14 protein-coding genes are annotated in these 12,622 nt (G+C 42.3%); 9 read left to right on the top strand and 5 right to left on the bottom strand.

Translation table 11 applies throughout. The features are described from left to right. Position 1 precedes the first annotated feature (1 nt). From LZG72_RS04785 to LZG72_RS04770, 4 genes are all read left to right on the top strand, one after another. Positions 2-334, top strand: coding sequence for a septum formation initiator family protein (locus tag LZG72_RS04785; RefSeq protein ID WP_233868214.1), 333 nt, complete (start codon positions 2-4; stop codon positions 332-334). 45 nt (positions 335-379) lie between these two features. Continuing rightward, positions 380-1,912, top strand: a complete 1,533-nt coding sequence (gene gpmI / locus LZG72_RS04780; RefSeq protein WP_233868211.1) for a 2,3-bisphosphoglycerate-independent phosphoglycerate mutase — start codon at positions 380-382, stop codon at positions 1,910-1,912. Between the two features lie 96 nt (positions 1,913-2,008). Further along, positions 2,009-2,620: a hypothetical protein gene (locus tag LZG72_RS04775; protein WP_233868208.1), complete on the top strand. Its 612-nt coding sequence runs from the start codon at positions 2,009-2,011 to the stop codon at positions 2,618-2,620. 327 nt (positions 2,621-2,947) lie between these two features. Beyond that, positions 2,948-3,898: a hypothetical protein gene (locus tag LZG72_RS04770; protein WP_233868205.1), complete on the top strand. Its 951-nt coding sequence runs from the start codon at positions 2,948-2,950 to the stop codon at positions 3,896-3,898. A gap of 80 nt (positions 3,899-3,978) precedes the next feature. On the opposite strand, the gene LZG72_RS04765 is transcribed toward LZG72_RS04770, so the two are convergent. The 4 genes from LZG72_RS04765 to LZG72_RS04750 all read right to left on the bottom strand — a co-directional run bounded on the left by LZG72_RS04765 (position 3,979) and on the right by LZG72_RS04750 (position 7,553). Then, positions 3,979-4,872, bottom strand: a complete 894-nt coding sequence (locus tag LZG72_RS04765) for a polyphosphate kinase 2 family protein (protein WP_233868202.1) — start codon at positions 4,870-4,872, stop codon at positions 3,979-3,981. A gap of 18 nt (positions 4,873-4,890) precedes the next feature. Continuing rightward, a complete protein-coding gene (gene rdgB, locus LZG72_RS04760; RefSeq protein ID WP_233868199.1) occupies positions 4,891-5,472 on the bottom strand; it encodes an RdgB/HAM1 family non-canonical purine NTP pyrophosphatase in 582 nt (193 codons plus the stop codon). An 87-nt stretch (positions 5,473-5,559) separates the two neighbouring features. Continuing rightward, positions 5,560-6,465: an FKBP-type peptidyl-prolyl cis-trans isomerase gene (locus tag LZG72_RS04755; RefSeq protein WP_233868196.1), complete on the bottom strand. Its 906-nt coding sequence runs from the start codon at positions 6,463-6,465 to the stop codon at positions 5,560-5,562. A gap of 53 nt (positions 6,466-6,518) precedes the next feature. Further along, entirely contained in the window at positions 6,519-7,553 is a 1,035-nt protein-coding gene (locus tag LZG72_RS04750; RefSeq protein WP_233868193.1) for a bifunctional oligoribonuclease/PAP phosphatase NrnA, read from the bottom strand. Between the two features lie 201 nt (positions 7,554-7,754). On the opposite strand from LZG72_RS04750, the gene LZG72_RS04745 reads away from it, so the two are divergent. After that, positions 7,755-8,174, top strand: coding sequence for a nucleoside-diphosphate kinase (locus LZG72_RS04745; RefSeq protein WP_233868190.1), 420 nt, complete (start codon positions 7,755-7,757; stop codon positions 8,172-8,174). A 73-nt stretch (positions 8,175-8,247) separates the two neighbouring features. Here LZG72_RS04745 and LZG72_RS04740 read toward each other — a convergent pair whose 3' ends face one another. Next, the gene (locus tag LZG72_RS04740; protein WP_233868187.1) at positions 8,248-8,754 is read right to left on the bottom strand and encodes a fasciclin domain-containing protein; all 507 of its coding nucleotides are present in this window, start codon (positions 8,752-8,754) and stop codon (positions 8,248-8,250) included. Between the two features lie 95 nt (positions 8,755-8,849). Here LZG72_RS04740 and LZG72_RS04735 point away from each other — a divergent pair, with 95 nt between their 5' ends. From LZG72_RS04735 to LZG72_RS04720, 4 genes are all read left to right on the top strand, one after another. Continuing rightward, positions 8,850-9,479, top strand: a complete 630-nt coding sequence (locus tag LZG72_RS04735) for a DUF1080 domain-containing protein (protein WP_233868184.1) — start codon at positions 8,850-8,852, stop codon at positions 9,477-9,479. Between the two features lie 200 nt (positions 9,480-9,679). Then, positions 9,680-10,336 (top strand): hypothetical protein, encoded by a 657-nt coding sequence (locus LZG72_RS04730; protein WP_233868181.1) that lies wholly within the window; start codon positions 9,680-9,682, stop codon positions 10,334-10,336. A 20-nt stretch (positions 10,337-10,356) separates the two neighbouring features. Then, positions 10,357-11,805 (top strand): histidine kinase, encoded by a 1,449-nt coding sequence (locus tag LZG72_RS04725; RefSeq protein WP_233868177.1) that lies wholly within the window; start codon positions 10,357-10,359, stop codon positions 11,803-11,805. After that, positions 11,789-12,571 carry a LytTR family DNA-binding domain-containing protein gene (locus LZG72_RS04720; RefSeq protein WP_233868175.1) on the top strand — a complete coding sequence of 261 codons (783 nt, stop codon included), beginning with the start codon at positions 11,789-11,791 and terminating at the stop codon, positions 12,569-12,571. The genes LZG72_RS04725 and LZG72_RS04720 overlap by 17 nt, the downstream gene beginning before the upstream one ends. Positions 12,572-12,622: the final 51 nt, after the last annotated feature.

Below are 12,622 nucleotides of genomic sequence, written 5' to 3'. Positions count from 1 at the left end.
AATGAAAAACCACTCATTCTGGTCGATGCGCACATTGCGGAATTTTTATGTTGCCTCGTTCGTAGCCTGGTTGGTCTGGATTGTTGTTCTTGATAATAACAATCTTAGAATTGTGTTTTCCAACAGGATGAAAATGAAAGAGCTGGAAAATGAAAAGGCAATTCTGCTGGAAAAAATCAGCGGTGTGAAAAAGGAACGGAAAGAGGTTTTTGGAAATCCGAAGATGCTTGAAAAGTGGGCGCGCGAAAAGTATCTGATGCGTCGGCCAAATGAAGAAGTTTATGTGATTGTAGATGAGAACAATCAAACAGCCGAAAGCAAGAAGGATGAGTAAATTCAATTTCTCAAACTTATCACTCCAAATTAAAATTTCTTCAAATTGAACAAGAAAGTAATTCTTATAATCATGGACGGCTGGGGAATCGCTAAAAATGGCGAAGAAAGCCGGTCGGCGGTACTGGCCGCAAAGACGCCTTTTTACGACAGCATCTTAGAACAATACCCACACAGCAGGCTTGAAGCAAGTGGTCTGGCAGTTGGACTTCCTGATGGTCAAATGGGCAATTCAGAAGTGGGGCACACTAATCTTGGTGCAGGTAGAGTAGTGTATCAGGATCTGGTGAAAATCAATTTGGCTGTGTCGGAAGGTACTTTGGCGCAAGAGCCTGTACTTATCAATGCTTTAGATTACGCGAAAACATCTAGAAAGAAAGTCCATTTCATCGGATTAGTTTCGGATGGCGGAGTTCATTCTCACATCACTCACCTTGAAGGTTTATGTAAAATTGCTTCCGAAAAAGGCTTGAACAACGTTTTCGTGCATGCGTTTACTGATGGGCGAGACACCGATCCTAAAAGTGGTTTGGGGTTTCTAAGCGAGCTTTCAAACGCAATGGAACAATCTACTGGTAAGTTAGCGAGTATAACCGGGCGATATTATGCGATGGACCGTGATAAGCGTTGGGAGCGCGTTAAACTGGCGTATGATGCTATGGTTCATGGTGAAGGTAAACACGTTCCTGCTGGTGATATGCTAAAAGCAGTCCAGACTTCATACGAAGAGGGCATTACGGACGAATTTATACTGCCCATTATCGCTACAAACGAAGATGGATCGCCTCTGGCCTTAATTGAAGACGGCGACGTAGTTCTTTGTTTTAATTTCAGGACAGACAGAGGCAGGGAAATTACCGAGGTACTCACTCAACAGGATTTCCACGAGCAGAATATGCACAAACTGAACCTGAAATATATCACCATGACGAACTATGATGATACATTTAAAGATGTGGATGTCATTTTCGATAAAGATAACCTGAATAACACACTTGGTGAAGTTTTAGAGGGTGCAGGTAAAAAACAGATAAGAATTGCGGAAACTGAAAAATATCCACACGTAACATTCTTTTTCTCGGGTGGTAGAGAAAAACCATTTGAAGGGGAAAGCCGTTTATTATGTCCTTCGCCGAAAGTTGCCACGTATGATTTACAGCCCGAAATGTCGGCATTTGGCATAAGGGATTCAATCGTCCCGGAATTGGAAAAAGAAGAAGTAGATTTCGTCTGTCTGAATTTTGCCAATCCTGATATGGTCGGACATACCGGCGTTTTCGAAGCGGCGGTTAAAGCGTGTGAAACAGTGGACCAATGCGTGCAGGCAGTTGTTACGACAGGCCTGGAACACGGTTATTCTTCAATCATCATTGCTGATCATGGAAACTCAGATTATATGACGAATGATGACGGGTCTCCAAATACCGCACATTCTCTGAATTTGGTGCCGTGCATTCTGGTTGATAATGATTATCAAACTCCGATTAAAGATGGGAAACTGGCGGATATTGCACCAACCATCTTGCAATTGATGGGAATTCCTCAGCCGGCCGAGATGACTGGGCTAAGCATATTGTAAACTTAACCGTTTCAAAAGCTGTTAAGTGGCAGAGAGTCCGGGACTCTCTGCCTTTTTAATTATCGGGCAGCAATAAACTTACAATTTCAAATTAAAATGCTTCACAGCTATAAGCCAGGAATACCTTCAACGATCTTGAAATATATCGGCAAATGCGCAACAATAGGCTGTTTTTTTCTACTGCTCTCTTGTGAGGCGGACCGTACCGAAGATGACAAAGACAAAGTGTATTTCGACTTGAAAGGATTTATTGAGAATCAAATAGTTTATTTAAGCGAAAAGAGGCCGAAAGTATCTAAGACAACCATGCTTGACGGTAAAAGCGAAGAGGTCAGATCCAGTGAAATTGACTGGAAAAAAGAACTGGAGTTATTTAGTCAGGCCGATATTAATAAACCTGCTTATCGTCAGAGTTACAGTGTGTCACGGAAGGATTCCCTTCATTTTGAGTATACATTAAAGCCACAAATGGATTTACCCGTTCAGTATCTGAGGATCTCCGTAGATTCAGTCACTAGCCAACCTATTCACATTCAGGCTCTTTTAAAATCACATAACAAGATCTATACATCTGAAAAAGAGATTGAGCTTTTCTGCAGTTCAAAAGATAATGTTTGGGAACTCTCAACATACAGGGTTAAAGGATATCAAAAGTTAGTTTTAATGGACAAGAGATCTTTCGCGATATTCTCAAAAATAGGATTATAGCGTGTTTAGAGGCACATTTACTTTGTACTCTTACACCATAAATTGGGTAAACATTACCCAATTTCCAACTTGTAAAGTTACTTCAACGACTGGTAAGTAATAATTTCCCATCTAGATATTTTCAGCAAAAAAGAGCCTAAACAACATTATTTAGGCTCTTTTTCTTGCATTATTTCGAGGTAATTCAAAAATCTGGAAAGGCTCATTTCGATGTAAATAACCTTTCGGCACAAGTTTGGTTGAACCAGACGCGATACCATGTAGACCCGGATTAAACTTTAACCTGTCAACATGAAAACTAAATCACACAATTAAATCTCTAATTCAATGCAACAAGAACAAAAGAATAAGCAAAGCATAGCCTGGGCAATGGTTGTTGTCCTTGGGCTAGCGACGGCCATGTTTGGCTACCTGTTCACGACTCAAAAACAAGAGCTTACTCAACAGGAATCAATGGTGGTTGAAAAAGCTAGGGAGCTGGCAGTAACTAAAACGAAGTTGGATTCAATATCCACAGTTCTTGATTCAAAAATCGCAGAAGTTGAAAGATTGGGAGGAGACGTTTCAGAGCTCACCAAAATGAAAGAGCAGTTGGAAAAAGACAAACTTGCTTTCAGCAGAAGTCGTAAGGTCGAAACCAACAAATACCTGGGAAAAATCAAAGAATATGAGAAGTTCCTGGTTGAAAAAGATGAAATGATCGCTCAACTTAAATTAGAAAACGAGCAACTGGTAGCATCAAACGATTCGCTTAGTACACATGTTGGTTCATTAACCAGCGAACGTGAGAGACTGGTTCAACGCCAAACTGAATTGACGGACTCTGTTGTTACGTTTACAGCTGCTAACAAAGAATTGAGCGACAAGGTGAGTAAGGCTGCTGCGCTAAAAGCTCAAAACCTTAAAATCCTGACTGTTAATTCAAGAGGTAAAGTAAAAGATAGAGAAGAATATAAATCGAAGAAAGTTGATAAACTGAAATTTGTATTCAACCTGCCTGAAAACGAGTTGACCGCACAGGATTCTAAAGACATTTATGTAAGAATTTTGGATCCCCAAGGAGCGGTAGTTGCCGACGATGCAACTGGATCCGGCGAGTTCGAAGTGGACGGTGCTCCATCGAAATTCACGGCCCGCGAAAGCATAGCATATCAGAACAACAACCAGAAAGTAGAGTTTTTGTATGATAATGCTTCTCAATTCCGTCCTGGAAAATATAACGTTGAGTTATATGCGGAAGGTTACAAAATTGGTGGCGGTAATTTCACCATTAAATAAAGAATAACTTCACACCATGCATGACTATAAGGCGGCTGATCAGATCAGCCGCTTTTTTTGTTTGAAAATGTCGTCAGGGATTACTTTTCGAGAGTTTGGTTATTAATAATATCAATAAAATCCCGTAGCTCTGCCGTTCTTTCCTCCCCAACCTCCGGGTATTTCATGTCCATCGTTTTTAATTCTTCGGCAATAATACGCCCCACTGTGAGCCGGAGATTTTTCTTGTCGTCGGCCGGGATTACGTACCATGGAGATTTTTTTGTAGCGGTCGCATTAATACAATCTTCATAAGCCTGCATATATTCGTCCCATTTATCCCGGACTTTCACATCGTTTTCTTCAAACTTCCAATTTTTTGCAGGATCTTCAATTCGTTCTATCAGTCTTGAAGCCTGTTCTTCTTTTGACACATTGAGAAAGAATTTGATAACCCGGATTCCATTTCGATACAGGTACTTTTCGAGATTACGTATGTCGGAATACCGGTGTTTCCAAACTTTCTCAAGATCATCAGTCAACTCCACCGGCAGTCGCTGAGACTGGGTAAGTATTGCAGGTTCCACTTTTACTACTAACACTTCTTCGTAATAGCTACGGTTAAAAATGGTAATCGTGCCGCGTTGAGGCAAGACCTGATTAGTCCTCCACAGAAAGTCATGACTTAATTCAGTTTCTGTCGGCCTTTTAAAGGAATGGATTTTAATGCCGATCGGATTAACTCCTGCTAAAACATTTTTGATGGTACCATCCTTACCGGCGGCATCCATAGCTTGGAAAATAACCAGCAGGCCATACCGGTTGTGTGCATACATTTTGCTTTGCAATTCATCCAGATCCTTTGCAGACTGTTCCTGCATTGCTTCGTACTCTTCCTTTCCATCATAAATGTCGGGGAAACGAGTTTTTGCTTTCTTAATGTCAAATTTTTCGGAGCCGTCTACCCGAAATTTATTCGTATTAAAGTCTGCCATGATGCGTGTAATTTAGGGTTAAATGCTTGTATTTTTCAAAAAATGCACCAATTTGGCGAATGCCCTGGCCCGATGGCTGAGAGCGGATTTATCCTCCAACGTCATCTCGGCAAATGTTTGCTCAAATCCCTCAGGCACGAAAACGGGATCGTATCCGAAACCATTATTTCCCCGCTGATCGAATATGATCCTGCCTTCAACGCTTCCCTCAAATTGCTGATAAACGCCATTTATTACCAGCGTAATGACTGTCAGGAAATGGGCATAATGGTTTTCATGAGAAGAGAGGTTCTTGATTAGCAGATTGATATTATCCTGAGAATTACGTTGTTCCCCCGCATATCTGGCCGATTTCACACCCGGCTCTCCATTTAATGCACCCACAATCAAACCCGTATCGTCAGCAAAGCAATCAATCCCATAATGATCATGAACGTAGCGGGCTTTCTCTCGCGAGTTTTCCGAAATAGTGTCAAACGGCTCAGGAATATCGGTGTCGCAGCCGATATCCTGCAGAGTAACTAATTCGAACTGGTCGCCCAGCAATGCCTGTATTTCTTTTAATTTATGCTTATTATTCGTTGCAAAACAAAGTTTCATACTCATTCAAACGGTTTAATCTTGCGCATTTTACATAAAAAAACGGCCACTCGCGAGAATGGCCGTTTACAAATGTTGGATATTGGATTATCTGGTCGGAGGCGCAACCGGAGGTCCTGCTGGTTGAGGTTGTCCTTTCGAAAAGTCAAGCAGCTCCATTTCAAACTGTAGAACAGAGTTTCCAGGTATCGGTCCGTATGCCTCAGGGCCGTAAGCCAGCCCGGAAGGAATAATTAACAGACCTTTTTCGCCTTTTTTCATCAACATAATACCTTCTTCCCAACCTGGAATAACCATTCCTGCGCCGACCTGCAGATCCAATGGTTTCCCTTGATTTTTTGAACTGTCGAATTCCTTCCCGTCCAGGAACTTGCCGGTATAATGTACTTTCACATTGTCGCCGGAAACCGGACTTGGACCCGAACCTTCAACCTGCGGTACATAATATAAACCGGATGCAGTTTTGCGGGCTTTTGCTTTCAGATTGTTTTTGGCAAGAAAGTCTTCGATCGTTTTATTATCAATCCCTTTTTGTTTTCCACTTGCCTCAGATTGTTGTTTCTGAAATTCTTCCGAAGTAAGTACACTGAGCACTTTTACAGTGAAACTCAATTCAGAACCTTTTTTAATCATTGGAGGCATTGGTTGTCCGATTTTTGCAAACAAAGTATCCGCATTGATCAAAAATTTCGCGCTGTCACCCGCAGCCAGCAATGTGAGACCTTCCTCAAAACTACCTTTGTATTGTGGCGCCTGTAAGACCATTTTCACAGGGTTTCCTTCTTTATATGTGTCTCTGAGCGTCGAATCCGTGCCATTTTTCAAAACCAAATGGAAAGACATGATATCACCCAGCTTTGATTTTCTTGCATCTTCTTTATGCTCAAACATCTGGTATTTGAGACCGCTGTCGGTAACCTGCGTTTTGTATTGATTGCAAGCGACTGTGAAAATAGTTATGCCCATCGCATAACCGATTGTTTTAAGATTCATTGGATTGTGTTAATTAGAAAATATTTGGGTGAATTTTGCTGTACAAATTAAGTTTAGTCAACGCTCAAAAGAGCCTGTTGGTATTGTGGAAGTACACTTAAAAAATAGGCAACCGTTTCATTTACTGATTGTTCTGATCTTCCACCGGATGCATTTTTGTGCCCGCCGCCATTGAAATGGGAACTTGCAAGGTCACGTACTGAGAACGATCCGACCGACCGGAAAGAAATTTTCACCTCGCCTTTACGTTCAATAAACATGGCGGACATCACCACATTTTCGACCTGCAAACCATAGTTTACGATTCCTTCCGTCTCGCCTGTGCTCGAATTGAATTTTTGAAGTTCCGCCTCGGTAAGAACCATATATGAAGTACGGAATTCCGGAAGGACAGTTAATTTCTGAGAAAGTACATACCCGAGAAATTGCAGGCGTGAAAGCGGCGCATTATCATAAATAAGTCTGTGTACACGACTGCTATCAAAGCCCGTAAGCATCAAATCGGCCACGGCCAGGTGCACATCGGGGGTGACGTTAGCATGTCTGAATGAGCCGGTATCCGTCATAATGCCGGCATAAAGAGATTCGGCCAGTGGAATATCAAAAATCTCACGCGTAGGTAAGTCACCTTCGATTTCCTTGATCAACGCATACACCAGTTGTGCGGTTGCGGCAGCATTTGTATCCCAGATCATCCATTTTGCAAAGTGCTCAGGTTCCAGGTGATGATCAATCATTAATTTAATGGCCGCAGCCTCCTGAACAACTTTTCCAAGATCCTTTAACCTGGACAAAGCCGAAAAATCAAGGCAGCAGATCAGATCAGCCAGTTCGATTTTTTTCTTGCATTTTCCCTGATCGCTGGATCTTTCGTACACTAATACGTGATCGATCCCGTCGAGCCAGCGAAGATTGGCGGTATAGTCTGTCGGGCTGATTACGGTAACATCATGTCCCTTTTTTATTAAATAACTTGCCCACCCAAGTGACGATCCGAGCGCATCGGCGTCCGGGTCACGGTGCATCGTAATGATGATTTTTTTTGGAGTGGATAGAAAAGAGCTTAACTCTTTAACGGTTTGATTCACAGTTATTTAATTCAAAAAGGGGAATTCGCTTGTCGCTTTGAGCCCACAAAATTAATAAAACAGTTGGGATTTGCTTAATCCTGAGCACTAAAGGCTTACCGGTGCGAGTTGTTTTTGTATGGATTAGTGAAGTGAGGAAGGACTGAGGTTATAAAATGAAAAATAGTAGTTTTGCACCAAAAATTAAATTTAGCCAATTGTATGCCAACGAATAGAACATTCACAATGATTAAACCGGATGCCGTATCGGACGGAAATTCGGGTTCCATTATTAAAATGATCGAGGAAGCAGGATTTCGGATCGTAGCTCTTAAAAAGACGAAGCTCACACCGGAAAGGGCAGGAGAATTTTACGCTGTACACAAGGAACGTCCATTCTACAACGACCTTTGCCAATATATGTCTTCCGGCGCGATTGTTCCGATGATTTTGGAAAAAGAAAATGCAGTAACTGACTTCCGTACATTAATCGGTGCTACAAATCCCGCAAATGCGGACGAAGGAACGATTCGCAAGCTATTTGCAAAATCCATTGAAGCAAATGCAATTCATGGTTCTGACTCGGACGAGAATGCAGAAATTGAAGGAAATTTCTTTTTCGCACACATCGAGCAATTCTGAATTAGTGTTAACCAAAGAACGCCCGATAGCAACATGCTATCGGGCGTTCTTTGGTATAAAATGATTTCTGTTTCTACCTGACTAAAACACTGTCTATGACGTGGATAACGCCATTTGCCGCATTAACATCCTCGATCACAATCTCCGACTTATTAATGGCGATCACACTATCTATTTTGGTAATATTAAGTTTTTTCTTATTCAGAGCATCAAACGATCCCACCACCAAATCATCGTAATCCTTACGGTTCTTCAAAATGTGGTTTTGAAGAAAGAAACGTGCAGAATCCTTCGGTAAATTCGTGATTACGCTCGAACTGAAAATGTTCGCTTTTTCAAATGCGTCATTGTCCGGTGCGAATAAGGTATAGTTTTCTGTACGCATTGCATCGCTCATTCCCGCATAAAGCATAATGTCGCGGAGCATGCTGAAGTCGTTATTTTTAAGGATGATGTCCGTAATGGTAACAGGCTTCACCTTGTCTTCCTCGTTTTCCTTACAGGATGTCAATGCGAGTGAAAATAGGCCTGTAATTAAAAAAAATAGGGCACCAAGCCTCAAAAAACGGTTTTTTTTCATAGCTTTCCAGACGATTAGTTTTTGTAAAACTAACGGAAAATGTATTTTGAAAACATTCTTAATCTGATTTTTTTAATCCTAACCCCAAACTCCTTATGTTAAAGACCAAGCATTTAGCCATTTTTTGTGCTGCCATTTTATTCCTCAACTCTGCTTTTCTGGTGTTGAATGAATCCGATTTTGTGAAGAAGCCTAAAAAATTGTTCAACGGAAAGGATCTGACCGGCTGGAAAATAAATGGAACTGAAAAATGGTATGTGGAAAACGGCGAGCTGATCTGTGAAAGCGGCCCGGACAAAAAATACGGCTATCTTACCACCGACAAGTTTTACAAGAACTTCGATCTGAGCCTGCAATTCAAACAAGAAGCAAACGGAAACAGCGGTGTGTTTTTCCGATCTACAGTGGATGGTACCAAAGTTTCAGGCTGGCAAGTTGAGGTTGCTCCGCCAAATCACGACACTGGCGGTATTTACGAGTCATATGGACGTAACTGGCTCGTTCAGATTCCAGACGAAAAGGAAGGATTTCTTAAAATGGGAGAATGGAATACATTGCGTATTCGTGCAGTCGGTGATAAAACACAGACGTGGCTGAATGGTAATCTGATGGTTGATTTGGACGATGCGAAAATTGGCGCGGGTGTTGGAGGGATTGCTCTTCAAATCCATGACGGCGGCGGAATTAAGGTACGCTGGAAAAATATCATGATCGAGGAGCTCTAAGCCTTTCATCTTCATTCCTTCTGCGGCTTGATTCATCCGGTCGAAACCAGTAGTTCGTCGGAAAACACTTAGTACAGGGCTTCATGGCAAATAGATTTGTGTCAGCAAATGCACAAATCTGTTAGCCATGAGGCCTTTTATCTTAAAGGGATCAAGAGAAATATTTATGCAAATGCTGATAACGTTTAAACCAAAATCCTATGAAAAATCTATTAGCAACAGCATTGTTATTGGTCCTGACGGTATGTATAGTTCAGGCGCAGAATGAAAAATATATGCAGGCAATGCAAGATGGTATCCAGGCACTGAAAGGCATAGACCGGACGAAACCGGATGTGAAAACTTTACAGGATGTTTCGAACCGGTTTGAACGAATAGCATCAGCCGAACCGAAGGAATGGCTGCCTAAATATTATACAGCCTACTGTAACGTAATCCTGGGATTTGTGGGCAGCAGTCTCGACGAGAAAGATCAGTATCTGAGCAAAGCAAATGCCTTATTGAAAGAGGCTGAGGCGATTGTGGGTAAACCGAACGATGAGTTATTGATACTGAAAGCATATCAGTCTCAAATTCACCTCGCAGCAGATCCAATGAACAGATGGCAAACGGATGGTGAAACTTTTAAAGAAAACCTGGATGCGGCAAGAGCAGTGAATGCTGAAAACCCAAGAATATATTATCTCGAAGGTTCGAGCTTGTTTTTCACCCCGGAAGAATATGGCGGTGGTAAAAAGGTAGCGAAACCGGTATTGGAAAAGGCAAAACAGAAATTCTCCGCTTTCAAAATGGATTCGCCCATTCATCCGGATTGGGGTTTAATGGAGACGGACTGGATGTTGTCTCAAACTAATTAATACGTAACGTCTCCGAAGTAATGGCGGTAAAAGGAACTAATCCAATGCGCATGAAGGCTTCCTCGCTGGATGGAAGGGATTTTAGCAATATGGATCTTGAAGATTCGGATTTTAGTTTTTCGAGTTTGAAAGACATGAATTTTGACGGAGCCAATCTGCGCAATGCCAAGCTTCGTTTTTCATCCCTGGACCGCACGTCTTTCCGAAATGCCGACCTTACCAATGCTGACCTGAGTTTCAGCAGTCTTTCCGATGTGGATCTTACCGGTGCGAAAGTCGAGGGGGCCAATTTTAGTTTTACTTCTCAGGAGCGGTCGTTTAGCTGGCAGGATTTCAGCCTGATCGGGATGATTCAGACCCAGGGCTGGCTGGGGACATTTGTGGCGGTTATCCTGGGAGCTGTAATCCTGTATGGGATCAATGCGATCATGTATTTTACCGCTGAAATATCTTTTACAGAAGAACCGATCCGGATCAAGCTTTACCAGTATCTTATTCTGAACAATGTACTTGGCGGAGTTTGTACGATCCTATTGACGCAGGGCCTCACAACCTGGCTGGACGTGTTTATGAAGCGGCTGGCTTGGAAGCATATCATTTTGTCCATTGTGATTTTTCTGATGAATAATGCCCTGGGCGTTGCGATCTACTTTTTGTTTGGTACCAGCATTGTCTCGGACTACCAGAATCGGTACCCGGGTGAAACTGCGCAGAGCGCGCCATGGTACTGGTATATGTGGGGGCCGGTGATCATCGCAAACGTTTTTTACTACCTGAGCAGAGAAGGAAGGCAAATTTCGCGGAAAATTTCAGATCAGGAATATCAGTTGCTCAATCTTGAGAAACTAAAAACGAGGGCTGAACTGGATGCATTGCAGGCCAGGATTAATCCCCACTTTTTATACAATTCGCTGAATAGCATTGCCAGCCTGGTTCACGAAGATCCGGAGAAAGCAGAAGAAATGACCTTACTGCTTTCCAAATTATTCAGATATACAACCAGTCGTAAAACAGGCGATTATTTCGATACCATCGACAACGAATTAGAAATGGTGGAAACCTATCTGCAGGTTGAGAAAGTGAGGTTTGGCGATCGCCTGAAGTTTACTGTAGAAGTAACCGACAGTGAGCTGAGAGATTTACAGGTGCCGAAATTCATTCTGCAACCTATTGTTGAAAATGCGATCAAGCATGGGATTTCGCGGATGGCTGAGCAGGGTAATATTGTGGTCAAAATATATGAAGATGGCGGCTGGCTGCACCTTTGTGTGCATGATAACGGTCCCGCATTCCCGGAAGCAATGGGAGCCGGATATGGGATCCGTAGTATTCAGGACAAGATGAAGTTATTGTATGGCGACGAAGCCAGGCTCGAACTTCACAATCAACCGAATAAATCTGTTAATATAGCAATCCAGCGATCAGCGATCACACAACAACAGCAATCCAAATATGCAGTTCCCTCTTAAAACAATTTTAATCGACGATGAACCTCTGGCTTTGAGCCGTCTGAAACGGTTGCTTGAAAAACATTCCGGGGTATTTGCAATCGTTGGCGAAGCTAGGAATGGGGCGGAAGGATTGGTAGAGATCGACCGGCATAGCCCCGATGTTATATTCCTGGACATCGAAATGCCGCTTTTAAATGGTTTTGAAATGCTATCCAAGCTGACCAAGATGCCATTAGTCATTTTTTCAACGGCATACGATCAATATGCTATCCGGGCATTTGAGGAAAATTCGGTAGACTATTTGTTAAAACCGGTTGAGAATGATCGTTTGGCTAAAACGATCGAAAAGATCAAAAACATTGCAAATGCCGGCTCTAGTAATGCAGGTAGTGTAAATCCCTACTCTGAAAATTTGCTGAAACTGCTGGAAGACATGAAACCTAAGAAAGAGATCTTCTCGCTTTCAGTCAAATCGGGTGATCGCATTCTTTTAATACCATTGACAGAAATTACGCATTTCGAGGCAGAGGAAAAATACGTTTTCCTGAATACCCTCGATGGCCAGAAATACCTGCTGAACTACACGCTGACTTCATTGGAAGAAAAGCTGCCCAACCATTACCTCCGCATCAGCCGGGCGGGTATTGTCAATTCACATCACATCAAGGAGATTCAGAAGCATTTCAATGGTAAGTACGTGATCGCCATGCGAGATCGAAAGGCCTCCCAGGTCACCAGTGGAAGCACATACGCAGATGCAATACGCCATCTTCTTGATAACTAAATAGGTTACACCCGCCAATATTGATTTTGAAGAGGGCATACTTATTCCTAA

It is taken from the genome of Dyadobacter sp. CY323, assembly GCF_021390245.1.
In the GTDB taxonomy this organism is placed as follows: Bacteria; Bacteroidota; Bacteroidia; order Cytophagales; family Spirosomataceae; genus Dyadobacter.
This window is presented reverse-complemented; position numbering and strand designations above follow the sequence as displayed.